Source organism: Bradyrhizobium sp. B039, assembly GCF_038965675.1.
Lineage (GTDB): Bacteria > Pseudomonadota > Alphaproteobacteria > Rhizobiales > Xanthobacteraceae > Bradyrhizobium > Bradyrhizobium diazoefficiens.
Genome location: NZ_CP152416.1, coordinates 5,764,224 through 5,789,342, shown reverse-complemented (window position 1 = coordinate 5,789,342; position 25,119 = coordinate 5,764,224). Strand labels below are relative to the sequence as shown.

26 protein-coding genes and 5 pseudogenes are annotated in these 25,119 nt (G+C 63.5%); 19 read left to right on the top strand and 12 right to left on the bottom strand.

Annotated features, from left to right (window positions below):
- The first annotated feature begins 162 nt into the window (after window positions 1–162).
- Window positions 163–1,092: a Ku protein gene (locus AAFG50_RS27460; RefSeq protein ID WP_028175759.1), complete on the top strand. Its 930-nt coding sequence runs from the start codon at window positions 163–165 to the stop codon at window positions 1,090–1,092.
- Window positions 1,093–1,104: 12 nt separating this feature from the next.
- On the opposite strand, the pseudogene AAFG50_RS27455 reads toward AAFG50_RS27460, so the two are convergent.
- From AAFG50_RS27455 to AAFG50_RS27445, 3 genes and pseudogenes are all read right to left on the bottom strand, one after another.
- Window positions 1,105–1,798 (bottom strand): annotated as a pseudogene (locus tag AAFG50_RS27455) (VIT1/CCC1 transporter family protein).
- A 47-nt stretch (window positions 1,799–1,845) separates the two neighbouring features.
- Window positions 1,846–2,412: a cytochrome b/b6 domain-containing protein gene (locus AAFG50_RS27450; protein WP_028175761.1), complete on the bottom strand. Its 567-nt coding sequence runs from the start codon at window positions 2,410–2,412 to the stop codon at window positions 1,846–1,848.
- A 10-nt stretch (window positions 2,413–2,422) separates the two neighbouring features.
- A complete protein-coding gene (locus AAFG50_RS27445) occupies window positions 2,423–2,698 on the bottom strand; it encodes a PepSY domain-containing protein (RefSeq protein WP_028175762.1) in 276 nt (91 codons plus the stop codon).
- Between the two features lie 147 nt (window positions 2,699–2,845).
- Between AAFG50_RS27445 and AAFG50_RS27440 the strand changes: the two genes are divergently transcribed.
- The 5 genes from AAFG50_RS27440 (at window position 2,846) to AAFG50_RS27420 (ending at window position 5,882) form a co-directional block, all read left to right on the top strand.
- Entirely contained in the window at window positions 2,846–3,160 is a 315-nt protein-coding gene (locus AAFG50_RS27440) for a PepSY domain-containing protein (RefSeq protein ID WP_028175763.1), read from the top strand.
- Complete coding sequence (locus AAFG50_RS27435; protein WP_028175764.1) at window positions 3,160–3,825, top strand: response regulator transcription factor; 666 nt, start codon at window positions 3,160–3,162, stop codon at window positions 3,823–3,825. The genes AAFG50_RS27440 and AAFG50_RS27435 overlap by 1 nt, the downstream gene beginning before the upstream one ends.
- Window positions 3,822–5,240 carry a HAMP domain-containing sensor histidine kinase gene (locus AAFG50_RS27430; RefSeq protein WP_028175765.1) on the top strand — a complete coding sequence of 473 codons (1,419 nt, stop codon included), beginning with the start codon at window positions 3,822–3,824 and terminating at the stop codon, window positions 5,238–5,240. Before AAFG50_RS27435 ends, AAFG50_RS27430 begins: the two co-directional genes overlap by 4 nt.
- A 96-nt stretch (window positions 5,241–5,336) precedes the next feature.
- Window positions 5,337–5,627, top strand: coding sequence for a PepSY domain-containing protein (locus AAFG50_RS27425; protein WP_028175766.1), 291 nt, complete (start codon window positions 5,337–5,339; stop codon window positions 5,625–5,627).
- Between the two features lie 126 nt (window positions 5,628–5,753).
- Window positions 5,754–5,882 carry a hypothetical protein gene (locus AAFG50_RS27420; protein WP_257787577.1) on the top strand — a complete coding sequence of 43 codons (129 nt, stop codon included), beginning with the start codon at window positions 5,754–5,756 and terminating at the stop codon, window positions 5,880–5,882.
- Here AAFG50_RS27420 and AAFG50_RS27415 read toward each other — a convergent pair.
- A pseudogene (locus AAFG50_RS27415) lies at window positions 5,879–6,147 on the bottom strand (hypothetical protein). The gene AAFG50_RS27420 and the pseudogene AAFG50_RS27415 sit on opposite strands and share 4 nt — an antisense overlap.
- A 263-nt stretch (window positions 6,148–6,410) precedes the next feature.
- Here AAFG50_RS27415 and AAFG50_RS27410 point away from each other — a divergent pair.
- A complete protein-coding gene (locus AAFG50_RS27410) occupies window positions 6,411–6,587 on the top strand; it encodes a hypothetical protein (RefSeq protein WP_231166520.1) in 177 nt (58 codons plus the stop codon).
- On the opposite strand, the gene AAFG50_RS27405 is transcribed toward AAFG50_RS27410, so the two are convergent.
- Together AAFG50_RS27405 and AAFG50_RS27400 are read right to left on the bottom strand one after the other, a co-directional pair.
- Entirely contained in the window at window positions 6,565–7,008 is a 444-nt protein-coding gene (locus tag AAFG50_RS27405; protein WP_063623034.1) for a hypothetical protein, read from the bottom strand. The two genes, AAFG50_RS27410 and AAFG50_RS27405, sit on opposite strands and share 23 nt — an antisense overlap.
- Window positions 7,009–7,591: 583 nt before the next feature.
- Window positions 7,592–9,025: an ATP-binding protein gene (locus AAFG50_RS27400; protein WP_049832598.1), complete on the bottom strand. Its 1,434-nt coding sequence runs from the start codon at window positions 9,023–9,025 to the stop codon at window positions 7,592–7,594.
- A 195-nt stretch (window positions 9,026–9,220) separates the two neighbouring features.
- Between AAFG50_RS27400 and AAFG50_RS27395 the strand changes: the two are divergent.
- The 3 genes and pseudogenes from AAFG50_RS27395 to AAFG50_RS27385 form a co-directional block, all read left to right on the top strand.
- Window positions 9,221–9,763, top strand: a pseudogene (locus tag AAFG50_RS27395) (DNA ligase); the annotation flags it as partial.
- A 462-nt stretch (window positions 9,764–10,225) separates the two neighbouring features.
- On the top strand, window positions 10,226–11,398 hold the full coding sequence (locus AAFG50_RS27390; protein ID WP_039184849.1) for an HWE histidine kinase domain-containing protein: 1,173 nt from the start codon (window positions 10,226–10,228) through the stop codon (window positions 11,396–11,398).
- 59 nt (window positions 11,399–11,457) lie between these two features.
- The gene (locus tag AAFG50_RS27385; RefSeq protein ID WP_039185300.1) at window positions 11,458–12,609 is read left to right on the top strand and encodes a YihY/virulence factor BrkB family protein; all 1,152 of its coding nucleotides are present in this window, start codon (window positions 11,458–11,460) and stop codon (window positions 12,607–12,609) included.
- Window positions 12,610–13,032: 423 nt separating this feature from the next.
- Here the strand turns inward: AAFG50_RS27385 and AAFG50_RS27380 are convergent, their stop codons facing one another.
- Together AAFG50_RS27380 and AAFG50_RS27375 are read right to left on the bottom strand one after the other, a co-directional pair.
- Entirely contained in the window at window positions 13,033–13,410 is a 378-nt protein-coding gene (locus tag AAFG50_RS27380) for a response regulator (RefSeq protein WP_039184846.1), read from the bottom strand.
- Between the two features lie 77 nt (window positions 13,411–13,487).
- Window positions 13,488–13,849, bottom strand: a pseudogene (locus tag AAFG50_RS27375) (PRC-barrel domain-containing protein).
- A gap of 103 nt (window positions 13,850–13,952) precedes the next feature.
- Between AAFG50_RS27375 and AAFG50_RS27370 the strand changes: the two are divergent.
- A complete protein-coding gene (locus AAFG50_RS27370; RefSeq protein WP_028175462.1) occupies window positions 13,953–14,141 on the top strand; it encodes a hypothetical protein in 189 nt (62 codons plus the stop codon).
- A 543-nt stretch (window positions 14,142–14,684) separates the two neighbouring features.
- Entirely contained in the window at window positions 14,685–15,257 is a 573-nt protein-coding gene (locus AAFG50_RS27365) for an NYN domain-containing protein (RefSeq protein ID WP_049832573.1), read from the top strand.
- A 755-nt stretch (window positions 15,258–16,012) separates the two neighbouring features.
- Here AAFG50_RS27365 and fetB read toward each other — a convergent pair.
- The 3 genes from fetB to AAFG50_RS27350 are packed head-to-tail and all read right to left on the bottom strand — an operon-like array spanning window position 16,013 to window position 18,447.
- Window positions 16,013–16,819 (bottom strand): iron export ABC transporter permease subunit FetB, encoded by an 807-nt coding sequence (gene fetB, locus AAFG50_RS27360; RefSeq protein ID WP_028175461.1) that lies wholly within the window; start codon window positions 16,817–16,819, stop codon window positions 16,013–16,015.
- Window positions 16,816–17,412, bottom strand: a complete 597-nt coding sequence (locus AAFG50_RS27355) for an ATP-binding cassette domain-containing protein (RefSeq protein WP_028175460.1) — start codon at window positions 17,410–17,412, stop codon at window positions 16,816–16,818. Before AAFG50_RS27355 ends, fetB begins: the two co-directional genes overlap by 4 nt.
- 3 nt (window positions 17,413–17,415) lie before the next feature.
- Complete coding sequence (locus AAFG50_RS27350) at window positions 17,416–18,447, bottom strand: Cj0069 family protein (RefSeq protein ID WP_028175459.1); 1,032 nt, start codon at window positions 18,445–18,447, stop codon at window positions 17,416–17,418.
- A 564-nt stretch (window positions 18,448–19,011) separates the two neighbouring features.
- Between AAFG50_RS27350 and AAFG50_RS27345 the strand changes: the two genes are divergently transcribed.
- From AAFG50_RS27345 to AAFG50_RS27315, 7 genes and pseudogenes are all read left to right on the top strand, one after another.
- Window positions 19,012–19,215, top strand: a complete 204-nt coding sequence (locus AAFG50_RS27345; RefSeq protein WP_231166519.1) for a hypothetical protein — start codon at window positions 19,012–19,014, stop codon at window positions 19,213–19,215.
- A 17-nt stretch (window positions 19,216–19,232) separates the two neighbouring features.
- Window positions 19,233–20,129: a DUF1259 domain-containing protein gene (locus AAFG50_RS27340; RefSeq protein WP_028175457.1), complete on the top strand. Its 897-nt coding sequence runs from the start codon at window positions 19,233–19,235 to the stop codon at window positions 20,127–20,129.
- Between the two features lie 27 nt (window positions 20,130–20,156).
- Window positions 20,157–20,829, top strand: a pseudogene (locus AAFG50_RS27335) (Fe-Mn family superoxide dismutase).
- A 94-nt stretch (window positions 20,830–20,923) separates the two neighbouring features.
- Window positions 20,924–21,358, top strand: coding sequence for a hypothetical protein (locus tag AAFG50_RS27330; protein ID WP_049832572.1), 435 nt, complete (start codon window positions 20,924–20,926; stop codon window positions 21,356–21,358).
- Complete coding sequence (gene chrA / locus AAFG50_RS27325; protein WP_028175456.1) at window positions 21,358–22,542, top strand: chromate efflux transporter; 1,185 nt, start codon at window positions 21,358–21,360, stop codon at window positions 22,540–22,542. Before AAFG50_RS27330 ends, chrA begins: the two co-directional genes overlap by 1 nt.
- 10 nt (window positions 22,543–22,552) lie before the next feature.
- Window positions 22,553–23,968, top strand: coding sequence for a YncE family protein (locus AAFG50_RS27320; RefSeq protein ID WP_231166518.1), 1,416 nt, complete (start codon window positions 22,553–22,555; stop codon window positions 23,966–23,968).
- A gap of 24 nt (window positions 23,969–23,992) precedes the next feature.
- A complete protein-coding gene (locus tag AAFG50_RS27315) occupies window positions 23,993–24,733 on the top strand; it encodes a hypothetical protein (protein WP_231166517.1) in 741 nt (246 codons plus the stop codon).
- 71 nt (window positions 24,734–24,804) lie between these two features.
- On the opposite strand, the gene AAFG50_RS27310 is transcribed toward AAFG50_RS27315, so the two are convergent.
- On the bottom strand, window positions 24,805–25,095 hold the full coding sequence (locus AAFG50_RS27310; RefSeq protein ID WP_028175454.1) for a hypothetical protein: 291 nt from the start codon (window positions 25,093–25,095) through the stop codon (window positions 24,805–24,807).
- Window positions 25,096–25,119: the final 24 nt, after the last annotated feature.

The following is a 25,119-nucleotide window of genomic DNA, read 5'->3' as shown; positions in this document are numbered from 1 at the left end:
CTGCGCTAGATCAAGGTAAAAATACCTACGGAACAGATCGCGAAAGTTCGCTAGCCCCATAGCGGAGGAATGAAATGGGCATCCTCGGTCGGGCATCGTGTCGGAACCAGGCTGCCACGTTCGTCTTGAATCCAAGCCGCCCTGAACTGGAGTTCTGCGTACATGGCCCCGCGCGCCAACTGGAAAGGCTTCCTGCGTCTGTCCCTCGTCACCTGTCCGGTCGCGCTGTATCCGGCGACCTCCGAGAGCGAGAAGATCTCATTCAACCAGCTCAACCGGCAGACCGGCCACCGCGTCAAGTATCTGAAGGTCGACGCCGACACCGGCGACGAGGTGGCCAACGAGGACATCGTCAAGGGCTACATGCTCGACAAGGACCAGTTCATCGAGGTGACGAAGGAGGAGCTCGAGGAGATCGCGTTGGAATCCACGCGCACCATCGAGATCGATGAGTTCGTAGACAAGACCGACATCGACCCGCGTTACCTGATCCGGCCCTACTATCTGCGGCCAGACGGCAAAGTCGGGCACGACGCCTTCGCCGTGATCCGCGAGACCATCCGTGAGATGGACAAGGTCGCGATCGGTCGCGTGGTGCTGACCAACCGCGAGCACATCATCGCCCTCGAGCCGATGGACAAGGGGCTCGTCGGCACCCTGCTGCGCTACCCCTACGAAGTACGCTCGGAGCTTGAATATTTCGACGAGATCCAGGACGTGAAGGTCACGAAGGACATGCTCGATCTCGCCAGGCACATCGTGAACCAGAAGGCCGGTCGGTTTGACCCCGGCAAGTTCGAGGACCACTACGAGACCGCGCTGATCGACCTCATCAACAGCAAGCGCAGCGGCAAGCCGATCACTCCGAAGGAGAAGCCCGCATCGACCAACGTCGTCGACCTGATGGAGGCGCTGCGCCGAAGCGTCGGCGGCGCTGCGGCAGAAGCCAAGGTTCCGAAGAAGCTGGCCAAGAAGCCGCGGAAGGCGGCGGCCGGCCAGAAGGAAATGCTGATGTCGATCGCAGGCAAGAAGCCCGCGAAGGAGGCGGCGGCGAAGAAGCCCACGGCCAAGCCGCAGCGGAGGTCGGCGTAGTTCTCACGAGGTCTAGCCGAACAGGTGCGCAAGCCAATACGCCGCCGCTGCGGCCAATCCACCGACCAGCAATGTTTGCAGCGCCGACTTGATCTTGTTGACGCCTGTGAAGTGCCCTTTGACGGCTCCGAAGCAGAGCAGGGCCAGGCCGGTCGCGGCGACCGAGATCTGCAGGGCCGTCCCGATGTCTTTCGTGAACATGTAGGGCACGAGCGGAATCAGGCCGCCCACCACGTACGAGCCGCCGATCGTTGCAGCGCTGATCAGCCCGTTTCGGATCCGGGCGCTCCAATCCCAGTTCGAAGCGCATCATAAAGTCGACCCATCGCTGCCGGTTTGAAGCGATGGCGCCAACGACGGACTTCAGCACATCTCCTTCGAGACCGTACTCGCGGAAGATCTGCTCCACTTCGTCGATCTCCCGCTCGCGAAGGTGATCGATTTCGTGATGCTCGCGCTGCTCTTCGGCGGCGTAGTGCTCGGCGTCCGTGCGCGCGGCGAGATAGCCGCCGAGGCCCATCGCGATGGCGCCGGCGACCACCTCGGCGAGGCCGGCGGTGACGATTACGTCCGTGTTGGCGACCGCCGCGGAAAGACCGGCCGCCAGCGCGAACGGCACGGTCAGGCCGTCGGCCATCCCGATCACGACGTCGCGGACGCTTTCGGAGGAGGTGAAGTGCTTTTCGATGTGCGGGGTGGCTGGCACAGGGACGCTCCAGGTTGGACGGCATTCGCGGATTCGAAGAGGGCTGCCTATTCGGCGGCCCTCTTGCGGCCGGAGATCATGGACGCGACCAGATTTTCGCGATGCTCGAAGCTTGCGATCAGCACGCCGATAACGTGCGCGACGACCAGGCCGACGGTGAGATTAGCCAGAAACTCGTGGACGTGTTCGATCAGCTTGGAGCCCCAGTAGGCGTCCGTGGTCATCATGTAGCCCGTGGCGCAGGTGCCGATCAGCGCGACCAGGAGCGCCACGATCATGGCTCCGCCCGCGGGGTTGTGCCCGATGAAGCGGGGCGCCCTGAGCATTGCGATGTCGCGAAGGTAGGAGAGGATCTCGCGCGGCGGGCGAACGAAGTTCGCGAATCGCGCATGCTGCGGACCGACGAGGCCCCAGATGATGCGAGCGCCAAGGAGGCCAGCGATGGCGTAGCCGGCGGCGACGTGCACCCGCTCGATCTCGTCGCCGGTGGCATAGGCTACGACGAATAAGGCGACCAGGGACCAATGGAAGATCCGGACGAACGGATCCCAGACCTTGATCGTGGCCGGCGGCGTCGCGCCGCCGGCTCCGATCTTGTTGCTCACGATTCTCATTTGCCGACCATCACATCTGGCCGATGATCTGGCCGTTGGTCGGGTCGACGAACAGCTCGACCCGGTTGCCGCTTTTGTCGAGGGTGTAGAGTTCGCCGCAAGCGTTCTTGAGCTTGGCCTTCTGGACCTTGTAGCCTTGGGCCTCGACCTTGGCCTGCAACTGCGCCATCGGCAGCCACTGTGCCTCGGGGGCCGACGTGCACGGCTTGCCGAGGCTGACGGCCTGAGCGGACGCCGCAGCCCCGAGCGCCATGGCGACAGTGGTGAGGATTGCGATCTTGCGCATAGATGTCTCCTGAAAGTGGCCGGCCGCACCATGCGGCGGCGATGCGGGCAACCTGCCAGAAGCGGCCTGACCGACACCTGTTGAGCCATGTCAGCGATTTGTCAGCCGGGGTTTGGCATCCATATCTTTCGGATGACGAGTTGCCCCATGAACCTGCGCCTGCCTCGCCTTCGCGCCCTGATCCTTGCGGTCGCTCTACTGGCCGCGGGCGGCGGCGCATCGTCGTTCGCCCGGGATCACGACGATGCGCGGCGGGCCGTCGAGGCCGGCGAGATCCGTCCGCTTGCGGACATTCTGAATGTCGTCAGGGGGAAGCTGCCCGGCGACGTCGTCGGCGTGAAGCTCGAACGGGAAGCCGGCGTCTGGAAGTACGAACTGCGGGTCGTCGACGACAAGGGGCGGCTGTTCGAAATCCATGTTGATGCCCGCAGCGGCGAAGTCGAACGGACGAAGGAGAAGTGATGCGCGTGCTCGTTGTCGAGGACGACCCGAGGATCGCGTCCGACGTCGCGCGCACGCTCGAGGCCTCCGGCTACGTGGTTGAGACCGTCGCCAACGGTGAGGACGCCTGGTTTCTCGGAGACACCGAGGATTTCGGAGCCGTTATCCTTGATCTCGGTCTGCCGGGCATGGACGGCCTCGCGGTCCTGAAGCGCTGGCGCGCCAACGGGCGCCACATGCCCGTTCTCATCCTCACGGCGCGGGGTAGCTGGGCGGAGCGCGTAGACGGGATCGACGCCGGCGCCGACGACTACCTGCCGAAGCCTTTCCGGATGGAGGAGTTGCTGGCGCGGCTGCGGTCCATCGTGCGGCGCTCGGCGGGACATGGCTCCTCGGTCATGACCGCCGGCGAGATCGTGCTGGACGAGCGGCAGATGAAGGTGACTCGCCGCGGCGTGCCGATCACGCTCTCGCCGCTCGAGTACAGGCTGGTCGCCCATCTCCTCCGGAATCGCGGGCGCGTCGTCTCGCAGCAGGAGATCGACGAAAACGTCTACGGTCACGGCGAGGAGCACGACTCCAACACGCTCGAGGTGCTGATCGGCCGCGTGCGCAAGAAGCTGGGTGCCGATGCCATCGAGACGCGGCGCGGCTTCGGTTATCTGATGCCCGAGGAACCCGCATGAACCGGCATTCGCTCAGGCTGCGACTGGTCGCAGGCGGGGTCATTGCGATCCTGATCGCGCTTGCGGTCGCCGGCGGCGCGCTCGTCGTGGTCTTCGAACGCCATATCTCGCGCACCCTTGCCCAGGATCTCGACGTCCATCTGAAGCAGCTTCTCGCGGGTATCGACGTCGATCCGCAAGGCAAGCTGGTATTGACGCAAACGCCGGTCGATCCGCGGTTCGCGGATCCTCTGTCCGGGCTCTACTGGCAGGTCGGCGACGACGGCGGGCAGGTCCTGCGTTCGCGCTCCCTGTGGGACTCCGCCATGACGCTCCTGGCCGACCGGCTGGGGCCTGGCGAAACCCATCAGCACGAAGCCACGGGACCCGGAGGCCAGCGCGTGCTGGTCGCCGAGCGCGCCGTCACGCTTTCCGCGGACGGGAAGCCGGTTGTCGTCCGCCTCGCCGTCGCCGAGGACCTGGCGAGGGTGTCGGCCGCGACCTTGGCGTTCGCCAAGGACCTTGCGATCGCGCTCGTTCTGCTCGCCTGCGTGCTGGCCGCTGCGACGTGGGTCCAGGTCGGCGTCGGCCTGCGTCCCCTGGCAGCGCTGCGCCGCGGAGTGGCGGATATCAGGGCGGGCCGAACCCGGCATTTGCCGTCCTCGGTTCCGACGGAAGTCGGGTCCCTGGTCGAGGAAGTCAACGCGCTCATTGATGCGCAAGAAGGCGAGATCGAGCGGTCCCGCGGACGCGCCGCGGACTTGGCGCACGGACTGAAGACGCCGCTTTCGGCGCTCGCAGCCGATGTGTCGCGCCTCCGCGAGCGGGGCGAGCGCGACATCGCCTGCGACATCGAAGCCGTCGGCGAGGCGATGGGGCGCCACGTCGACCGCGAGCTCGCGCGCGCCAGGGTCCGCGGCCGCGCCAGAGGTAGCGCCCCAGCATCCACTTCCGTGAAACCGCTCGTGGGATCCATCGTCGCGACTTTGTCGCGCACTGCCGACGGCGGGCGAGTGAGGTTCGAAAACCTGATCGCCGACAGTGTTTGCGTCCCACTCGACAGAACCGACCTCGCGGAAATCCTCGGGAATCTAATCGAGAACGCCGCTCGCCACGCCGCGGGATGCGTACGCCTCACGGTCGATGGAAGCCGGCCATCCGTTGCCGTCGAAGATGACGGCCCAGGCATCGAACCTGTCCACCTCTCGCGCGTGCTGGAGCGCGGCATCCGCCTCGACGAGCGAGGTGGCGCTGCGGGCCTGGGTCTTGCCATCGTGCAGGACGTTCTGGACGCGTACGGATGGGGACTGGAGCTCTCCACTTCGGAGCTCGGCGGTCTGAAGGCGGCAATCGCTCCGAGACCTGCGCTGCTCGAGAAGCGAAGCGGTCCGGCCGAAAACGCGGCCCCGTCCACAACTGTTGCGCAGCAAGCCTGACGGTTTGCTGACATCGGCCGTCAGCGGCTTGAGGGCCGGGCTGGAGTAACGGTTGCGCGTGCGGCAGACGCCGCGCCTCCAAAACGAGAGATCACAATGCGCAAGCCAGTCATCGACGCCGCCATCGCCCTGTTCGCCGCTTCGACCGGCAGCGCGTTGGCGGAAGACGCCGATACCTCTTTCCACCGGGCCTCGCGAACTGGGGCGATGGCGGCGGACCAGCTCAAACGGCAGATCGACGCCCTCGGTTACGATCTCGGCAGCTTCGAGCCGGACGACGGTGCCTTCAATACCCGCATCGTCGACCGTCAAAGCGGACTCCCGGTGAAGGCGCAGTTCGATAAAGTCACCGGCGAGTTGCTACGGGCTGCTCTCGGTTCTCGATGAGCGTCGATGCCGGCACCGGGGGGCCGGATTCTTACGGTCTCCCCGGTGCGTGATCATTTACGATCCGTGACTACATTGCGTTCGATGAAGAGCGATTACGATCCTCGGCGCGAAGCGGAAGCGGCCATGAAGCTCGCCATGGCCGCCGACGGACCGGAGCGACAACGCCTGATTGGCCTAGCCATCGCTTGGCAACAGCTTGCCCTTATGCACCCGGCCTCGACGCCCAACGGCCGCAAGGAGCAGGCCGCCTAACCGGGCTCCGACGGGCACTCGGGACAGGTATCACCGATCGTGTCGATGAAGTCTTGCACCTCGGCCACGGCTTTCTCGGCGGAGACGCCGTCCGGCGGATCCCGGCGGGCGATGTCGAAGGCACGCTCGCGGGCGTGCGGATCGGCGCGGTCCCGCATCCAGCCGTGCTCCTCGCATTCGCGGATGGCGCCGGCCTCCTGCAGCAGGGAGATCGCCAGCCGCGTAGCGTCCGGATCGTGGGTCGCCTTTCCTTGAGCATCAGCATCGAGATCCCTCCTGCCAGGGCGAATCCTTCCGCCCCCTTGCTCGTTCCGGGCGGTTAGCACGGAGCAGGGATTCCCAATCAGCAGGGCTAGGGATTGTCCACGTGTTCCGCAGCGCCAGAGTTCAGAGTGTCTCCTCAAATTGGCAAGCGCTGGGCGGCTCGTCTGTCGACCCCCCGCTCCGGAGCGGCGCCTTCCTGAATGGACCGCCAGACATTGGCGTTTTCGCGTTCTCCCGTTCGTGCTTCAAGAATGCGTGTAATCCGTGAAGCTTGAAGACTTCATCAAATTCGTCGCTGAACACGACTGCATCCCCGTCAAACGCGATACGAACTTCATCGCCCGGATCCTCTTCGAGAGCCTGGGGAGCTGTGCCGAGTTTCGCTGCGGCGGCCCGCATCTAGTGACGCCGTCTGATTTCATTGGAGAGAAAGAGATCTAACTCCCACGCGGAGATGAACGGGCCGAGCGAGCGGCCGCTGGTATTGGGCAGCTTGCCGCCGCGCCACAACTTCAAATCTAGTCTCGGCTGCCGAGCGACTTTTGAAGCTTCGCGCGCCGCCGCGTGCGCGACTGTCGCGATCGTGTCGCCATTCCGCGAAGGCGCCGTCGGGGATGGTTGGCAGAAGCTCGGCCCATGTGGCCTCGAAGGCCTCCCGGGCGGCCGCGAAGCTGCCGGCGATGCCGCGGCGGTGCGCTTTCGGCTCCATCCCGGGATAAAAGCCGACCGACCGCGCCCCTTGATCGGCGTGGATGGGAATGCCGGCGCGCTCGCCGATCACGCCGACCCGGACGTCGCCGAAGTAGATGTGCCAAGTCTCCTGGAGCGGATTGACGGCGCGGCGGCAGGCGAGGGTGGACATTGGCTAACCTTGATTGGCGAACCTCTGGTAACCCTGAAATATCGCTTGGAGTTGCGCATTTGTGAAGCGCCACTCAGAATAGTCGCGGGACGCCTCCTGGCATCTTTCGCTGCTCAACCTCGCGTTTGCCCTGCGGCGTCGGCCTGAAGCCTTTCGTCACGGTGGCTTGTCGTCGGCACATAGTCGCCTGGCCCGGCGCCAAGAGCGCCTGAGGCCTATATGGCGTCCAGCCAGGGTAAGCTGGTCGACGATCCCAATCCTTCGCCCGGCCCCAAAAAAGCGAGAACGGCCGCCCCCATCGGCACCGAAAGCCAGCCCCATGGCGGGAAGCTAAGGGAGGAACTCATTCTCCGCGGTGCGATTGATTTTCGCGGAGGAGGTCGATGGCCAAGACCACGATGTCGGACGCCCGGCGGGTGTCCGGCAGAGACGTTCGCCAGATGCTGACCCATGGAAGTCCGCTGGAAGCGCATATTCGCCCGCGGCCGGAAGCATAGTACGTCCGCGATCCGAGAAGCGGCGAGCCATCAAGCGTTGGCTTGCAGGCCGACGTGGACGTACCACGTTGCGTCGTATTCTGTGCTCACGCCGGAGATGGTGCCGGATGCGGATCTGGCGCGCGCACCAGTTCTTCCATTTCGAACAGGCACACACCGGCGTCAGTTTCGGCGATCTTTCGCAGTTCGTCCGTGAAGCCCTTGCGGGCGAAGAACACCAGATGCTTCGATCTGGCGTCTTCCGCGTATCTGGTCTTCGCGATGGCCTCTTGGAGGCGCTTGCGGACGGATTCGCCGATCTGAGCGTTCTCCCATTTGCATTCGCCGAATATTGCGGATCCATCGAGAAGGCGACCGGCTACGTCGATCTCGAAGTCGCCGCCCCAAAGGCGCCCGATCTCTCCCGCCGGCACGTCGAACCTCTCCTGCGCATGGTCGCGCAGATGTTCGCGAGACACGGACTCGAAGGCGGACCCCATGTAGTCGTTGAAGTGCGGTTTGACGGCCCGCGTCCAGATGTCGTCTCCGAATCCTCGGCCGAGAGCGCTCAGGTTGGGCCGCACGAAGCGGTACCAGAACCTGAATAGCGGGTCCCGTAGCGAGTACCGGGTGTTGCGCGAGCGCTCGTCGGCGTCGAGAGAGCGTTCGCGCGAGACGATGCGCATCTGCTGAAGGCGGGCGATATAGGGCGACACTTCGGACGCGGCGGTGAATGCGTGCACGCGCGAGACGATCTCCGAAGGTTTGGTGGCACCGTCGGCGATCGCTGCCGCGACGCTCGCGTAGCGTCTGGCATCGTTCAGCTCCGAGCGCAGGAGGAATTCCGGCTCCTCCTGCAGCGGAGCGGAGGGCGTCAAAAACAGCTGCTTGATGTTCTCCGCCAGCGTCAGCGATGGATCGCACTTGTCGAGGTAGTACGGCACGCCGCCGAGGACGGAGAACAACGCGATCGTGTCCGCTGGATCCCACATGGGCATGAACTCGGCGGCCTCCCTGAGCGGCATCGGCCCGATCTCTCGCGATAGCGTCATCCGGCCAAAGAGCGGATTCCGTTCCGCCAGCAGTTCCTCCATCTGTGCGATCAGCGATCCGCAGAGGATGATCTTCAGCGCTCCGGATTCGGCCGCTCCGGAATCCCAGAACTTCTGGATGATGGAAGGCAAGCCGGAGTTGCCTCCGACGAGGTAGGGAAATTCGTCGAGCGCGACGATCAGGCCAGGCTTCTGCTCGGCCTTCCCCGCGACGTAGTGAAGGACGCCCAACCAATCCGACAAACCATCGAGAATCGGGTCGCTCCCCAGCGCACGCGCGATTTCCTTCTTGAAGGCTTCGAGGTTGAGCGAGTCGTCGACCAGCGTTGCCTGGAAATAGATCGCGGGCCTGCCGAGCGAAGCCTGCCGGATCAAGGTCGACTTGCCGATCCGCCTCCGTCCATAGAGGATGGCAAGGGATGCCTTCCGTTGACTGAACTCGCGGTCGAGAACGGCTAGATCCTGCTCCCGTCCAATAAATCCGGTCATTTGCCGCCTCATAATCCAAATTATACTAATTCATACTATACTAACCTGCTTTCTGCAATTGTTCAATGCCCCGTGCTCGTTCTGTACGGATCGAATGCCGTCTTATGCGGCCGTGTTTGCTGCTTGTCGGCTGGTACCTGTCGGGCTCCAACCTGAGGCATTGGCTTCCCCTGCGGAAATGATGCGTAAGGCCACTACCTGAACGGCCGTGATCTGCGGAAGCTTCCCCTCCGCCAACGAAAGGCGGAGCTCAAAAAGATCATCGCCGGGACCGATGTCCAGTTCAGCGAGAGCTTCGAAATCGAAGGCCAGGATGTGTTCGCGCACGCCTGCAAACTGGGGCTGGAAGGCGTGGTCTCCAAGGTCCGCGACAGCACGTAGGTGAGCGGCCGCGGCAACAATTGGGTGAAGAAGACTTGCGCGCAGCGCGAGACGTTGACAATCGCCGGCTTCGCCCTCGACGGCACCAAGTGGGACGGCCTTTACGTCGGCCGGCGGAAGGGCGACGATCTCGTCTACGCGGGCAAGGTCGACCACGGCTTCGACAAGGCCTCGACCGCGGAGCTCCGGAGGCGGCTGGAGCCGCTCGCCCGGAAAACGCAGGCCTTCGCGAAGCGGGTCGCGCACAAAGGCATCTGGGTCGAGCCAAAGCTGAAAGCCGAAATCGAGTACCGAGCGAAGTCCGCAGAAGGGAAGGTTCGGCACCCGTTCTTCAAGGGATTGCGCGAGGATCTTTGATAAGGCTCGAGCGGCCGAACTATATGTGAGAACAGGCGTTTCCGATCATGTCAGACGCTTCCGACTACTTCCGGGCTTACGCTGTCCGCGCTCTGTGTAAGGCCCGATCCATGCTGCTCGGCAGGATGAAGCATCTGCAGCTGCTGGCCGGGCGGATCCTATAATCTCCTCAAGAAAGAGGCCGCTTACGGCCCGAATACGCAGCACCTTGAGGACTTCCGGGCAGCCCAGAAGCTTGAGAGGTCTCTCGACCCGGCGAAGGCTCGGGCGCTGGGAATCGCTTTGGTCCGCCGAGGTCGCAGGACACAGGACGGGAGGCTTGTTGAGTGCCTTCCCTCGACACCCGTGGTGTAACAATCCTAGGCGTTCCTGGCCGGGAGCGGCGAGATCCGCTTGCGGACTTGCTGGTAAGGGCGGCTTGATAGTGTCACGATGTGCTATCGACAAATCCGGGGGTGCTTCATGCGATCGCAGGTCCGGCTTCCCGATCCGATCGCCGCCGTCTTCATCACGGAGCAGCTTGCCGATCGCCAAGCTGCCGCGCCCGACTTCTTGCGCGAGAAGCTCGCCATCCAGAACCTTGCCGAGGTGATGTCCGACCATCCGGACGAGGTGCTGCCCCGGCTGGTCAAACTCGGCATGGAAATCTGCGAGGCTCACTCCGCCGGCATCAGCATCCTCGAGCCGGACGCCGGCCAATTCCGCTGGCACGCGCTCGCGGGCGAACTGGCGACCTTCGAAGGCGCGACGACACCGCGGAATTTCAGCCCCTGCGGGGTCTGCCTCGATCTGGCCCAGCCCATCCTCATGGAACATCCCGAACGTGCCTACGACTGGATCCAAGACGCCGGAATCACGGTGCCCGAGGTGCTGCTCGTCCCATTGACCATGAAGGGGGCGGACGCGATCGGGACGCTTTGGCTGGTCGCCGCCGACACAGGCCACTTCAACAAGGAGCATGCGCGGGTGATGGCCGAACTGTCGGCGTTCACGGGCATGGCCCTGCGCACGGTCCAGACCGCGCAGCGGCTTAAGCTCGCTGTGCAGCAGCAGGAAACCCTCATGCGGGAGATGAGCCACCGCATCAAGAACCTCTTCAGCGTCGCCGACAGCATGGTCCGGATGACGGCCCGGAACGCGGCGACCAAGGAAGAACTGGCCGAGACCTTGTCGGGCCGTCTGCATGCGCTGGCTCAGGCAAATGGTCTGATCCGTCGTTCCTTCGGCTCGGATGTCGCCGCCGTCGCGAGCCTCTCCGATCTGGTCGAACGAATCCTCCGCCCGCACGAAAGACAACCGTCGGTCCTAGAGGGACCGGACCTCGCGATCGGAGAGCAGGCGGTGAACCATTTGGCGCTGATTTTCCACGAACTGGCGACCAACGCCTCCAAATACGGTGCCTTGAGCCACGAAGGGGGCCGTGTGACCGTCACTTGGGCGACGGAAGCGGAGCGGCTCCGGATGGAGTGGACCGAGATCGGCGCTTGCGGGGTTGACGCTCCGAAGACCATCGGTTTCGGCACAAAGCTGGTCGAGACCACGATCGAGCGGATCGGCGGCGAGATCGAGCGCGACTGGCGCCGCGAAGGTCTCCGTGTCCGGATCTCGCTGCCGCTTAAATCGCTGCGAAGCTGACGAGCCTCTCAAGCAGGAACCCAACCTCCGCGGTGAAATTGAAGTTCGCGGAGGACATGATGGCAGAACTCGGAAAGATTGGATCCAGACGCCCCGATGGTCCCGGATGGAGTTTGGCGGCAGCTCTAGGTCTCGTGGCCGTCGCCTTTCTGTGGGATCGCATCTCACCGCCCGACCGAGTCGCTCAGGCGGAAAAGGACGAAACATTCCCAGAAACCGGAGAAGCCGACAGACACGCCTCGCCCACCGAAATCGCGACCGAACGAGGAAATCGCGGACGCCAGGCCAGTTCGCCCGCCGAGATCCCGGCACGAGGATGGAAGGACATCCTCTGGCGGGTCTATGGCAATATCGGCGATCACCGCGTCCTCGCGCTCGCCGCCGGCATGACCTACTACAGCTTGCTCGCCATTTTCCCTGCCATTGCGGCGCTCGTCGCCATCTACGGTCTGTTCTCCGATCCCAGCAGCATCGCCAAACACCTCGACGACGTCTCGGGCTTCATTCCGGGAGGCGCCGTCGAAGTGGCGCGCGAGCAATTGACGCGCGTCGCAACGAAGGGTAATCGGACCCTTGGTTTTACTTTCGCGATCGGTCTTGCGATCTCGCTCTGGAGCGCGAACGCCGCCATGAAGTCGTTGTTCGACACCCTGAACATCGTCTACGGCGAGCAGGAGAAACGCGGTTTCTTCAAGCTGAATGCGATGTCGCTAGGATTCACCGTCGGCGCGATCGCCTTCGTCGTGGCCGCGCTTGGCGCCGTCGTTGTCATCCCGGTGGTGTTGCAGTACGTCGGATTGTCGAATGCGACGGACCTGCTTGTCCGGATCGGACGCTGGCCTGCACTCTTCGTGGCGCTGGCCTTTGCCCTCGCCTGCATCTACCGGTTCGGTCCCAGCCGCCAGGCGCCGCGGTGGACGTGGATCAGCTGGGGCAGCGCGGCTGCGGCCCTGCTCTGGCTCGCGGCATCCGGCCTGTTTTCTTTCTACGCCGCGAACTTCGGCACCTTCAATGCCACCTATGGGTCCTTAGGCGCGGTGGTAGGCTTCATGATCTGGCTCTGGATCTCGGCGATCGTGATCCTGCTCGGAGCCGAGCTCAACGCCGAGATGGAGCACCAGACGGCGCGCGACACCACGACGGGACAGCCTAAGCCGCTCGGCACCAGAGGCGCCAAGATGGCAGACACCGTGGGAGCCCCCCGATCTTGATGCACACCGTCGCGGGCGCGTCGTGGCAGTGGCTGCCGACAGCGACACCGCTTCAGCAAACCGGTGCAGACCATATTACGCTGATGAAAGGGCACGGCGTCGACCGCGACGCCCACGCCGGCGAGTATGTGCGGCAACGGGCGTCTTGCGAAGCACAGCCCTCACCCTAACCTGCGTCAGGTCCACTTCATTCCAAGCGAACTCTTTATGGCCGTCCGCGAGGCGGGTTACGACGTTGGGTCCGGCCAACTCGGCGAGAACGCCGCGGCCTTGACGCCGTCCGTCACCGTGGCGGAGGCTCGCGCTGGGGCCGCACGCACGCTCAATGCATCGCCCCCACGTTGACTATCCGCTGATCCCCCGCCCAACATTGCGGGCTTGATCGAAGGATCGGAGTTTCACAACGATCCCGGTTCGACCCGGCTAGCCCCGGGTATCCAGTAGCTGCGAGACGGCGGCAGCCAATTGCGCCGGCGCAAAGGGCTTCTCAATCAGGAGGCTGCCATCGACGCCCTGCGATTTCCAGTCTGGCGCGCTGGCGCTCGTCATGTAGACTACGGGAAAGTCAGGCGTGATTTCCCTGATTTGCCGCGCCAGCTCCCATCCGCTGATGCCGTCACCCAGGTTGACGTCCGTCAGCAGCGCCCGACACTGCTCCCGGCCGTCCCGAAAGGTGGACATCGCCGCCTCTCCCGAATGGACCGAGCAGGCCTCGAAGCCGCCGTCCGACAAGGCGTCCTCGATGAAGCTGCAGATCAGAGCTTCATCCTCGACCACGAGAACACGAAGGGCATTGCTCACTTTTCAAGTCTCCTTTGCGACCGGGGCCGATCCTGTCCCGTCACGGCGGGTGCGTTCGGCCGCGAGTGGCCCGCCGCTCAAGCCACCGGAACACCGTAGTAGGCATTCACGGAGCGCGCGGCGCGGGATCGCTCCAATTCCAACTGCTCTCGTCGGCGTATTTGGGGGCGCTGCGAAGCTGGTCCTGGGTAATGCCGGTGACGTAGCCCGCGAGGTTGGTGTCATATTTCAGTGCCTGCCAGGGCAGGGGGTAGTGATCGTCGCCGATGCCGAGCAGGCCGCCGAAGCTCAGCACCGCGTACGAAACCTTGCCGCTGACCTTGTCGATCATGACATGCTCGATATAGCCGACCTTTTCGCCGTCGGCCCCGTAGACGTTCGTGCCCTCGACCTTGTCGCTTCCGATAAGGCTGAACGTCTCGCGATCTTCCATGGCCATGTTGACCTCCCGGATGTTGTCTTCTGGAGTCAACGGGAGGACGGATGGCTCCGTTCCTGGCTGAAGCCATGGTGGCCTTGTTCTGGATGAGCGGAGTTCGAGGATGGAACTGACCGATCTGGAGCGCGAATTTTTGAGGAAGCTGCTCGGCGAATCCTGGGTCAGCCCGCCGATGTTCGACCATGAGATTGTGGCACGGCTGGTGGAGCTGGGTCTCGTAGAAACCGAACCGCTTCCATCCGGCGATATCGAATACCGGATCACTGACGCGGGCCGAGCGGCGGCCGCGTAACCGCAATTCGGCCAGTTAAGGCTGGCGCCGCTCAGCTATCTGAACGGCTGCGACCCAAGCGCCGCCGGCTCTTATCCGAATCACAAAGCCGGACCGATCCGGCACCGGCGCCGAGCAGCATCTGAAACAGTGCCCGGTTGGCCCTGTATCTGGCGGCGGGCCGGCTGGCTTCCGAACTCTGGATCAGCAAGCGGCCGTCGGCCGTGCACAAGTACCACGTCCATCTTCGGCCGCGCTTTCTCAAGTGGGTCTCGAAAACAGCGAAGTGGTCTGCCATCGCCACTCTCAAACCGTCAGGGGGACTTCCATTGTAATCTGTCTTGCCATCTGGACGCAGGTTCAATCCGCAGTAACTGCACAGAGACCGCTTAGAGGAAAAGATTTGGACGCTGGAATAATTGGAGGTAGCTCTAGAGTTGAGGTCGAATTTCCGGGCGAAAGCAATATTGTGAGCCTAACCAGCTCACCATAAGCCATTCCGGTGACCTGAGCTTGTGCGGAAGCGCGTCCCTCCGCATCGCTCAAATTTACGGCGGCGCCCGAATGTCATCCGCCCCTGACAAGATCGCGCTTTTCATCGATGGCGCCAATCTATACGCCGCCGCCAAGACATTGGGATTCGACATCGACTACAAGCGCCTTCTGCAGGAATTCCAGGGCCGCGCCACGCTGCTGCGCGCCTTCTACTACACGGCAGTCATCGAGGATCAGGAATATTCCTCGATCCGACCGCTGATCGACTGGCTCGACTACAACGGCTACACCGTGGTCACCAAGGCTACGAAGGAATTCGTTGACGCCTACGGCCGCCGCAAGGTGAAGGGCAACATGGACATCGAACTGGCGGTCGATGCCATGGAGCTTGCCGGGCATGTAGATCAGATTGTACTGTTCTCAGGCGACGGTGATTTCCGACCGTTGGTCGAGGCGCTGCAGCGGCGCGGCGTCCGCATCACAGTGGTCTCGACCATCGCCAGCCAGCCGCCGATGATCGCCGACGAACTGCGCCGCCAAGCGGATGTCTTCATCGACCTCGTCGAGCTCCGTTCCAAGATCGGCCGCGATCCTTCCGAGCGTTCTGGCCCGCGCGAGCGCGGGACGGTGTCGACCGCATAGTCGCTTTCGTCGCTCCCTCGGATTTGATCCGCCCTACGCCGCCATGTCGGCGATGTCCCGACGGGGAATCGGCCGGAGTTCGCGCCAGCGGCTTCGGCATCAGAACATCCCGAGAAGGGCAAGAAAGACGACCTCGGCTATGAAGGCGGTGGTCATGATCACGACCGTGAGAAAGACGTCGCCTATCGGCATCAGGGGCATGACAAGACCCGCGTCCAACGCAGCCCCATCCTCAATTCACGAGGGGCGGAAAATGTTTCCGGGGCCGGGTTCCCGATGTATTCTCGTCTCGGGCAGGGCCCTCGGGGGCCGTTTCATGCGCATACTTGAACTGTCCTGCTGGTGCGTGACCGGGGCAGGCCTGGTGATGATCGCGATTTTCGCGCTGCACTGATTTGAGTGAGATCCTTGCAAACTGTCGTCTGGTGTCCGCCGGGCCGCGCACCGATGTTCGGAAGCTGCGAGATTGCCGCGGGCAGTCCTGCCGGTGGCGCTGAACTTCATCGGCCTATTTATCGAATACCGCCGATCTTCTCGTTCGCGTCCCCGATGGCCCGCGATGATCGTCGCCGTCGGCGCTGGCGCTCATCTATCGCGATGCGGATGATTGGCATGATGCGGCAGTCCGGCGACGGCACGGGCATGGAGACGATCGATGGGCTGGCGTGGGGGACCGGTGGTGCTGCACCCCAGCGACCGGGTCACAGACGGGAGCAGGATTGCGCAGCGAGATGGCCTCTGAACGTCCAGAGCGTTCAAGTGGACTTTTCCGGGGCGAGGCGATCCAGACGCAGCCGATGTCTATGATCAGTGAGCAGGCGTGCGCCGCCCAAGACGGCCGCGAGCGTCCCCAGCCCGGTCCCGCCCGCAATCAGGAACATGATCAGCAGTTGATATTTGACCGCATCGACAGGCTCGACGCCCGCAAGGATCTGGCCGGTCATCATTCCCGGCAAGGAGACAAGGCCGATCGCGGCCATGCTATTCATGATCGGCATGAAGCCGCTTCTCAACGCGTCCCGTATGACCGGCAGCAGGGCCTGATACCGGGTGCCGCCAAGCGCGAGACAAGCTTCCACGGCGGCCCGTTCGCGCACCAGGCTGTTCGTCAGTACGTCCAGGCCCAGGCTTATACCGGTCATGGTGTTGCCCAAAATCATGCCCAGCAGAGGCAGCGCATAGCGCGGATGATACCAGGGATCGGGGCGTAGCTCCGTCAGGAGCGCGAACATTGTGACCGTACCGGCGGCGAGCAGCGTGCATCCGGCGCCTAGGCCGTACTTCCAAACGCCCGGAAGGCGCCGCTTCTGTCGCGCGACGATCTCCCGCGATGCGAAGAGGACCATGATCAGAGCGGCGAGAGCGGTCCAGAGCGGCGACACGGCCGCAAACAGAAACGTCAGCACGTATCCGACGAGGACTAGCTGAACCACCATGCGCGCGGTCGCAATGGCCAGTTGCATTTCAAGCTTGAGGCGGAGAACAAGCGAGAGGACTCCGTCCATGACGACAAGGAGGGCGGGCAGGACCAGATCGCCGTACGAAAGCTGGATGTAGGTCACGGTCGGCGTTCCTCGATGCAGCCGTCCGGCCTCATCGCGAGTATCCTCAACCCGATGCGGCGGGCCTGAGCGTCGTCGTGGGTGCTCCAAACGACGCTCGTTCCACACGAAACGCGCTCCGAGATCAAGGATTCCACGGAGGCGGCAGATGCCGAGTCGAGCGCCGAGGTCGGCTCGTCCAGCAGGAGCACCCGCGATCGCAGCATGAGCGCCCTGACAAGTCCGAGCCGCTGTCTCTCTCCGGAGGAGAGCCTCTGGATCGGCCAGGGTCCGCAGTCATCCGGTAGCCCCAAGCGTTTAACCAGCAGCAGGGCGTCATCCCAGTCCGTGAAGTGCGCTTGCACGGTGTCCGACCACCAGCCGGGCTCGGCGGCGACGTAGGTCACTCGCTTTCGCCAGGCGGGGGCGGGCATCGCTTCTCTCAGCGTTCCGTCCAGCTTGACCGTTCCCTCGTTGGGATCGAGATCCGCGATGGCACGAAGCAGCAGGGTCTTCCCGACCCCGGAAGGCCCTTGCAGGGCGACGCATTCGCCGTCCTGCAAGTCGAATGATACTGAGATGTGCAGGCGCTTGAGCCCGCTGACCGTCAGCATGCGTCAAAGCTTAAACTGCAGCCGATCGGCAACCCGCCTGGCGATCTCCGCCGGCGCCTCGCGCGGGTAGGGATGTACGGAGCTGACGTTGATCTCACCGAGCACGTAGCTGTCGCTCCCGTCGGCTTGGACGGGGCCGAGCATGAAGTCGGCGTCCCAGATGGCAGGCAGGTCGTCTCGCGCGATATCCAGCAACGAGGTCAGTTGTGGCGTCCACTCCTCCTCCATCAGCCGGCGCAGCCGCTGGAAGCGCGGGTCCGCATTCGATGTGTAGAGCCGCGGTCCGGCCTCGGAACGCGCGGCCGGCGAGTCGACCAGGGCTTTGACTTTGTGATAGCCGAAGCCGGCGCAGCGGTCGCCGGCCATGTAGCAGCGGACCACGCCCTCGCTCAGGCGAGGCTGGAACGGTTGGTCGATGACGCTGCCGTTTTCGAAATACTCCGCGCAGCGACGGAGGAAATCATCCAGGGGCAGTTCCTCGGACGCCTCCTTTGTTGCGTCGAGCACCCTTATCTTGAGGGAAGCCGGCAGCTTCTCGACCTTCCAGACGCCTTGACCACCGTTGCCGCGGTTGCGCTTGATCACGCGCGGGCCGTCGGCCAGGCGCGTCGGCAGTTCTGCGCCCATCTCGGCGGCGGTTCGATACAGCGCAGTATCGCTTCCCCATCCCATCGAGCGGGTACGATAGAGTACCTCCTTGGTGCCCATCTTGAGGATGACGTCCGGATGAGCGCTGACCCACACGCCTTGGGCGGCGACGTCGCGCAGCAGGGCGTCGAGACCGGCGCGGTTTCTGCCGTCTTGAATGGGGTTGACCCAGACGAGCACGCCGTTGACCGCGAGCAACTGTTCGCGGACCTCCTCGGTAAAACTTTCATCATAGATCGCCGGGCGCCCTTCGACGCCGACGGCGGCGAGTGCTTCGAAGACGTCGACGAAGCGGCTGTTTTTCGAGGTCGCATCCCGACGCGCGACGGCGTCTCCTCGCGAGAGGATGGCGACGGTGCGTTGAGGGATGTTTCTTTCGGTGTCCATGCGCGAGCTCCACGTGGTGCGTGCTGCGCAGAGCTTGGACCGAAGTCTCACGGGGAGTCTGCTTGTCCCCTCGGGAACATTGTACGGGAGAACGTCAGGGCCTTTCAAGACGAGCGAAGAGGCTTTCTCCCGGGCGCGGCCGCTCGATGTCGGCATCGCCGGAGTGGCTCGGAACCACTGAAATCTACGTGATGTTCCCGCGTGGAGTCTCGGGTGCGGCGTGTTGACAGCTTGGTGCTCCGGGAGTTCAATTCAGGGCATCGGGGATTTGCGATCTCCCCGCGAGGCGACATGCCCAAGAATCGCGTCCACCAAGGGCGCAGCATGCCTTCATTCCTCATCCACATTTCGCCCGACACCTTTCCCAGCGATAGTCGCGTCGACCGCGCCGAGGCTCATCGATCTCGTGCATCGACACGGAGCTCTCCGCCGAACGCTCGTCTTGGCTTGCCGCAACGGCAAGAAGTTGGAGCGGAGGCATCGCGGCCCTTCTCCGCTGCACCCGGGTAGAACTCACATGCCAGGAGAACCCAAATGCGAATACCGATGATTTGTCGCGCCGCCATGCTGACGGCGATCGTGGGATGGCTATCGCCCGCCCAAGCCCTGACACAAGAGGAACTGATCGCCAAGATCCAGACCGCCGGCTACTCGCAGGTCAGCGACATCAAGTCGACGGCAGAAGGCACGACCGCCAAGGCGATGAAGAACGGCAAGCCAGTGACGCTCGTCATCGACAGCAGCGGTCAGATCAAAGAGCGAAACTGAACTCGAGGAGCAGTACGATGAAACGGACAATTCAGGCAACGGTCGCGCTCGGCGCATGCATCGTGGCTTTTGCTGCGCCGGCGCGTGCGCAGAGCGTCGACTGGCAGAAGGTCGACGAGACGCTGGGGCGGAAGGCTGCCGTCTCGGACGACGTCCATCGTTACGGTTTTCCCCGTACTGATCTGTCCGTCACGCTGGACGGGGTGGCGATCAAGCCGGCGCTGGCGCTCGGCGGCTGGGTCGCCTTCAAGCCTGCGCATGGCGACGCCATGGTCATGGGGGATCTTGTGCTGCTTGAGACCGAGATCAATCCCGTCATGGCGAAGATGATCGCGAGCGGCCTCGAAATCACCGCCGTGCACAATCATCTGCTGCGCGCGAGCCCAGCGACCTTCTACATGCACGTCGCCGGTCACGGCGACCCCGTGAAGCTGGCCTCGGCGGTCCACGATGCGCTGGCCGAGAGCAAGACGCCACTGACGGCCGCGGCTCCCGCGAGCCAGCCGCCGGCCCTCGATCTCGACACGGCGAAGCTCGACCAGATCATCGGCGTGAAGGGCCAGGCCAACGGCGGCGTCTATCAGTTCAACGTCAAGCGGCGAGACCCGATCACGCAGGACGGCATGCCCTTGACCCCCGTCGGTCCGATGGGCGTCGCGATCGGCATCAATTTCCAGCCGACCGGGGGCGGGAAGGCCGCCATCACGGGCGACTTCGTGTTGACCGGCGACGAGGTCAACCCGGTCATTTTGGCGCTGCGGACACATGGCATCGAGGTGACCGCGCTGCATAGCCACATGCTCGACGAGCAGCCCAGGCTGTTCTTCATGCACTTCTGGGCGAACGACGACGCCGTGAAGCTCGCCGACGGCCTCCGCGCAGCCCTCGACAAGACTGCCAGTACGAAGAGTTGAGCCAAAGATCGAGCCAAGGAGTCGCCGATGCCTTACGAAACCAAGCCGCTGCCGTTCGATCCGAAATCGATCAGCGGCATCTCCGAGAGGGTGCTAGTCAGCCATTATGAGAACAACTACGGCGGCGCGGTGAAGCGGGCTCAACGCGATCAGCACGCAACTCGCCGAGTTGGACTTCGCCAAGGCGCCGAACTTCGTCATCAACGGCCTGAAACGCGAAGAATTGATCGCGGCGAACTCGATGATCCTGCATGAGAACTACTTCGATGGTCTCGGCGGTGCGGGCAAGCCGAACGGCGCGCTCGCCGAGGCGATCGTGCGCGACTTCGGGAGCATCGAACAATGGCGCGCGGAGTTCGCGGCGATGGGAAAGGCGGAGGGCGAGGGCTCCGGCTGGGTGATCCTTTCTTTTTCTCCCCGCGACAAGCGGCTCGTCAACCAATGGGCCGCCGATCATACGACCACGCTCGCCGGCGGCCGTCCCGTGCTGGTGCTCGACATGTATGAGCACGCCTATCACATGGACTTCGGCGCTGCGGCAGCACGCTATATCGACGTCTACATGGAGGCCTTCGCTGGGACTCGCCTCCGCGCTCTACGATCAATACGCGAAGGAAAACCGGGGAGAGATGAGGTGAGAGGGATGAGAAACCTTGCCGCCGCGGTGTTCGCGTTGGCCGGTCTGCTTGCTGCCCCATAGGCGGCGCGCGCACAAACTTGCAAGGTCTGCGCCGACCAGCGAGCCGCCTGCATGAAGAACTACGCCGGCCCCCCTGCAAGACCGAGTACCAGATGTGTCGGAAGGCGTGCAAAAAGTGAGGCTGGCGGAATCGAAGAGCCAACTTGCGAGGTGTCTCATCGCGGCACTCGCTACCGGCATCGGGGGACTGGTCACTCTCGATGCCGGCTTTGTCGCGGCCGAGAGCGTTCGGACGTTAACCGGCGCGCAGATTCGAGCGGCTTTCACTGGTAAGCAACTGACCGACGAGGTCCACTATCGGTTTGCTTATGACAGCGACGGGACGCTACGAACTTACTCGATGGGCGCAAAGCAGGTGGGAACATGGCGCATCGAGAAGAATGAGCTCTGCCTATTCCTCAAGGACATGGAGGACAGCTGCTATCGCGTGACGCAAAGCGGCGAGCGGTTCGAGCTGAAGCCGACGGGGCTCGGGGGTCCGCTCGACGGCATTTTTGAGCCTGCATATCACGGGGACGGGGAGAAGTGATGACGACGACAACGACGAGCACTGAACGCGGAAGAATGGACGAGATGGTGCGATACCTCCTCAGACTGGGTTTTCTCGGGTTCGGCGGGCCGGTCGCGCTGGTCGGCCAGATGGAACGCGAGCTCGTCGACGACAAGAAGTGGCTTACCAAGGAGCAGATGCGCGAGACCATCGCCATTTGTCAGTCGCTCCCCGGCCCGCTCGCGATCCAGGTCGGGATCTTCATCGCCTATTTGCGCTGCGGCTTCTGGGGGGCGTGGGCCGGTGGCTGGTCCTTCATCCTGCCGAACTTCGTCATCGTCGCGGCGCTCGGCGCACTCTTTGTCCATCTAGGAGATCTGCAGCCGGTCACGGGCATCTTCTACGGCGTCAGCCCCGCCGTGATCGCCCTGATCCTGCATTCCTGCTATCGGCTCGCCAAGCTCGGCATGGAAGACTGGCTGCAGTGGGTGATCGCGGCGGTCTGTCTGGCCGTCACCGTGATCCTGAAGGCCGAGGTCGCGCTGCTGTTCATCGGGGCAGGCATCGTCGGTATCGTCTACTACGGTCACATCAGGCGTCCGGCCGTCGCACTGCAGCTTGCGTTGATCCCTGCAGCGGCACCCGCGGCCGTGCCGGCCGCGACCGGCTCGACGCTGGGCAAGCTGCTGCTGTTCTTCCTCAAGGCAGGCTCGCTCACGTTTGGCAGCGGTCTGGTGATCGTTCCGTTTCTCGAACAGGGCCTGGTTCAGCAGTACGGCTGGCTCAACGAGCGCGAATTCCTGGTGGCCGTCGCGATCGGCATGATGAGCCCCGGGCCGGTCGTGATCACGGCGACCTTCGTCGGCTATCTGGTGGCGGGCTTCTGGGGCTCCCTGGTCTCGACGGTCGGCATCTTCTTGCCGTCCTTCCTGCTGGTTCTGATCGTGGCGCCGTTGCTGGCGCGCCACCGCAAGAATCCGAATGTGCAGGGCTTCGTGAAGGGCGCATATGCGGCGGCGATCGGAACCATACTGGGTGCAAGCTTCCTGCTCGGCAAGATCGCGAGCGGCGACTGGCTGACCGCGCTGATCGGGATCGTGTCGCTCGCCGTGCTGTTCCGCTGGAAGGTGAGCAATCCCTTGCTCATTGCCGCGACGGCGGTCATTGGACTGGTAGCCTATCCGATCCTGCAACCGGCATGGGTGCTCACGGGGCTGAAGTGAGATGCGGACGATGCGAGCGCTGCTCGGGAATGCTCAGACAGGGCTGCGCCTGGCGATCGTAGTCCTGGCGATTCTGCTGACATCGCTCGCCCCGGCGCAAGCGGCTGATGGCGAGACTGTCGTCTTCGTCTGCCAGCACGGGGTGGTGAACAGCCAGATCGCTGCGGCGTATTTCAACAAGGCCGCGCAGGAGCGAGCGCTACCATTCAGAGCGGTCTCGCGCGGCATCGATCTTTATCGGACGCTGCCTGTGCGGATCCAGGACGGCCTTTCACTGGACGGTCTGGAGGCGGCCAACACGCCACAACAGCTCGTCCGGGAAGACATGGCGGCAGGTCTGGTGGTAGCATTCGACGAAATTCCGGCGGAGCGGCGAGGGGACGCCAACGTGACCTACTGGTCCGGCATTCCCTTGGGTATCGATGATTATGAGACGACGCGCGACCTGATCGTCCGGCGCATCGACGGGCTCATTCCGACCCTGGCGGCAGCGACCGAAGCCGCAGCAGAAAAAGCGCCTCTCCAACTCGAAAGCAAGATCCCGCTCGGCGACGTCCGCGGCCGGATCGATCACCTCGCAGTCGACCTGACGCGGCAGCGATTGTTCGTGGCCGAACTCGGCAATGATAGTATCGGCGTGGTCGATCTGGCCGCACATAGCCTCCTCAAGACCATCACGGGGCTGAGCGAACCCCAAGGCGTCGGCTATGAACCATCGACCGACACACTCTACGTCGCCAGCGCGCGCGATGGATCGGTCCGTCTCTACGACGCCAACGAATACAAGGCGACTGGACGGATCGAGCTCGGCAGCGATGCCGACAACATCCGGATCGATACGGCCGCCAAGCGCGTCATCGTCGGCTATGGCGATGGTGGTCTGGCGGTCCTCGATCCGGCGACCCGCAGCAAGGTCCTGAGTGTGCCATTGAAGGCGCATCCGGAGAGCTTCCAGCTTGAGCCCGGCAGCGGGCGCATCTTTGTCAACCTGCCCAATGCGCGCGCGGTCGCAGTGGTGGACGGCGCATCCGCAAAGCAGATCTCCAACTGGCCGATGGACAAGGGCGGCAATTTCGCGATGACCATTGATCCTGGCCGCAGCCGCGTGCTTCTGGCGTTTCGCAGCCCCGCCGCACTTGTCGTATTCGCGACGGACGGCAAGCCGATCGCGCGTGCCGACACCTGCGGCGACGTCGATGATCTCTTCGTCGATGCAAAACGTGAACGTGTCTACGTGAGCTGCGGCGCCGGCTACGTCGACGTGTTTGAAGTCGATGGATCGACTTATCGACGGATCGCACGCCTGCCGACGGCAACGGGCGCGCGAACGTCGCTCTTTGTGCCGGAGTTGGACCGCCTGTTCGTAGCGGTGCGTGCCGGCCCCTCCGGACCGGCAGCGATCTGGGTGTTCAAGCCAATGCCTTGAGATCGACAATGCGGGAGGACGTGCATGCACGTATTGAGCCGAGGCTTTCGCAACTTTTCGAGAAGGCTCGCGTCCAGCCTGTTGGTCGCGTTGGAATTGGTGGCCTGGTCTTCTCCAGCGTCGGCCTATCGCCCCTTCGACGGGACCGATGCGGCCGTCGCAAAGAAAGGGGAAATGGAATTCGAGCTGCAACCGGCCGGCCGTCTGCGCGACGAGAGCGGAGCAAGTCTAATCGCGCCGGCTTGGGTCATAAACTACGGTTTGAGCGAAGACTGGGAAGCCGTCTTCGAGGGTCAGGGACAAACGCCGCTTTCTCCACCTGGACCAACCAGCCTGACCGCAGCCGGAGCGTTCCTCAAGCATGTGGTGGTACCCGGGAGCCTGCAGGACAAGACCGGCCCAAGCATTGCGACCGAATTTGGCGTCCTGTTACCTGACAGCACCGGGGATTCAGGCGTCGGTTTAAGCCTGGCCGGGATCGTCTCACAGCGCTGGGATTGGGGGACCATCCATCTGAATGCCGAGACGGCCCTGACCCGCGACCATCACGGCGACCTCTTCCTCGGTGTCATCATCGAAGGACCGGCGACGTGGACACTGCGGCCCGTAGCCGAGATCTTCTATGAGCATGAGTTCGGAAAGGAGGAGACGTTTTCCGGCTTGGTCGGATTGATTTACCGGGTCCGAGACGATCTGAGCTTCGACGTCGCGGTTCGTCATGCGCTCACCGGGAGGCCCCGGCGAACGAGATTCGAGCGGGCTTGACCTTCGGCTTTCCGCTTTCCTTCTTCGAAGGTCACGCCGCGCGCCAGGCGTCGCCAGTTCCGCCTCGATAGCTACTTGCGCTCCTGGTCCTCGGGATGCGCCCGCCAATCGCGTCCGACGGTCTGATGGCTGTCGTCCGGTGTTGCCTGGTTGGCATGGTCGCTCTCGCCACCCTCGGCTTTCCAGTCCCGCCCGATCTTGACGTCCTCTGCGCGACTGCGATCCTGTTGACGGGATTGCTCGGACTGCTGCGGCGTCTGAGACGGTTGTACTTGGGTGGATTGGGCTTGTGCACAGGTCCCGGCGAATGCGAGAGCCAGTGCGAGAGTTGTCGAGAGTGCCAGCGATCTGGATTTGCTCATAGGTATCTCCCTTCGTCGTTGGAA

What these genes read in the sequence shown, in the direction of transcription:
- AAFG50_RS27310 (WP_028175454.1), bottom strand. Translation starts at nt 25,095, where the DNA reads ATGAGCAAATCCAGATCGCTGGCACTCTCGACAACTCTCGCACTGGCT.
- AAFG50_RS27350 (WP_028175459.1), bottom strand. Translation starts at nt 18,447, where the DNA reads ATGGACACCGAAAGAAACATCCCTCAACGCACCGTCGCCATCCTCTCG.
- AAFG50_RS27315 (WP_231166517.1), top strand. Translation starts at nt 23,993, where the DNA reads ATGCACGTATTGAGCCGAGGCTTTCGCAACTTTTCGAGAAGGCTCGCG.
- AAFG50_RS27370 (WP_028175462.1), top strand. Translation starts at nt 13,953, where the DNA reads ATGGAACTGACCGATCTGGAGCGCGAATTTTTGAGGAAGCTGCTCGGC.
- AAFG50_RS27385 (WP_039185300.1), top strand. Translation starts at nt 11,458, where the DNA reads ATGGCAGAACTCGGAAAGATTGGATCCAGACGCCCCGATGGTCCCGGA.
- AAFG50_RS27405 (WP_063623034.1), bottom strand. Translation starts at nt 7,008, where the DNA reads ATGTCCACCCTCGCCTGCCGCCGCGCCGTCAATCCGCTCCAGGAGACT.
- AAFG50_RS27340 (WP_028175457.1), top strand. Translation starts at nt 19,233, where the DNA reads ATGAAACGGACAATTCAGGCAACGGTCGCGCTCGGCGCATGCATCGTG.
- AAFG50_RS27320 (WP_231166518.1), top strand. Translation starts at nt 22,553, where the DNA reads ATGCGAGCGCTGCTCGGGAATGCTCAGACAGGGCTGCGCCTGGCGATC.
- AAFG50_RS27425 (WP_028175766.1), top strand. Translation starts at nt 5,337, where the DNA reads ATGCGCAAGCCAGTCATCGACGCCGCCATCGCCCTGTTCGCCGCTTCG.
- AAFG50_RS27390 (WP_039184849.1), top strand. Translation starts at nt 10,226, where the DNA reads ATGCGATCGCAGGTCCGGCTTCCCGATCCGATCGCCGCCGTCTTCATC.
- AAFG50_RS27355 (WP_028175460.1), bottom strand. Translation starts at nt 17,412, where the DNA reads ATGCTGACGGTCAGCGGGCTCAAGCGCCTGCACATCTCAGTATCATTC.
- AAFG50_RS27345 (WP_231166519.1), top strand. Translation starts at nt 19,012, where the DNA reads ATGCTGACGGCGATCGTGGGATGGCTATCGCCCGCCCAAGCCCTGACA.
- AAFG50_RS27400 (WP_049832598.1), bottom strand. Translation starts at nt 9,025, where the DNA reads ATGACCGGATTTATTGGACGGGAGCAGGATCTAGCCGTTCTCGACCGC.
- AAFG50_RS27365 (WP_049832573.1), top strand. Translation starts at nt 14,685, where the DNA reads ATGTCATCCGCCCCTGACAAGATCGCGCTTTTCATCGATGGCGCCAAT.
- chrA (WP_028175456.1), top strand. Translation starts at nt 21,358, where the DNA reads ATGACGACGACAACGACGAGCACTGAACGCGGAAGAATGGACGAGATG.
- AAFG50_RS27460 (WP_028175759.1), top strand. Translation starts at nt 163, where the DNA reads ATGGCCCCGCGCGCCAACTGGAAAGGCTTCCTGCGTCTGTCCCTCGTC.
- AAFG50_RS27430 (WP_028175765.1), top strand. Translation starts at nt 3,822, where the DNA reads ATGAACCGGCATTCGCTCAGGCTGCGACTGGTCGCAGGCGGGGTCATT.
- AAFG50_RS27440 (WP_028175763.1), top strand. Translation starts at nt 2,846, where the DNA reads ATGAACCTGCGCCTGCCTCGCCTTCGCGCCCTGATCCTTGCGGTCGCT.
- AAFG50_RS27445 (WP_028175762.1), bottom strand. Translation starts at nt 2,698, where the DNA reads ATGCGCAAGATCGCAATCCTCACCACTGTCGCCATGGCGCTCGGGGCT.
- AAFG50_RS27450 (WP_028175761.1), bottom strand. Translation starts at nt 2,412, where the DNA reads ATGAGAATCGTGAGCAACAAGATCGGAGCCGGCGGCGCGACGCCGCCG.
- AAFG50_RS27435 (WP_028175764.1), top strand. Translation starts at nt 3,160, where the DNA reads ATGCGCGTGCTCGTTGTCGAGGACGACCCGAGGATCGCGTCCGACGTC.
- AAFG50_RS27420 (WP_257787577.1), top strand. Translation starts at nt 5,754, where the DNA reads ATGAAGCTCGCCATGGCCGCCGACGGACCGGAGCGACAACGCCTGATT.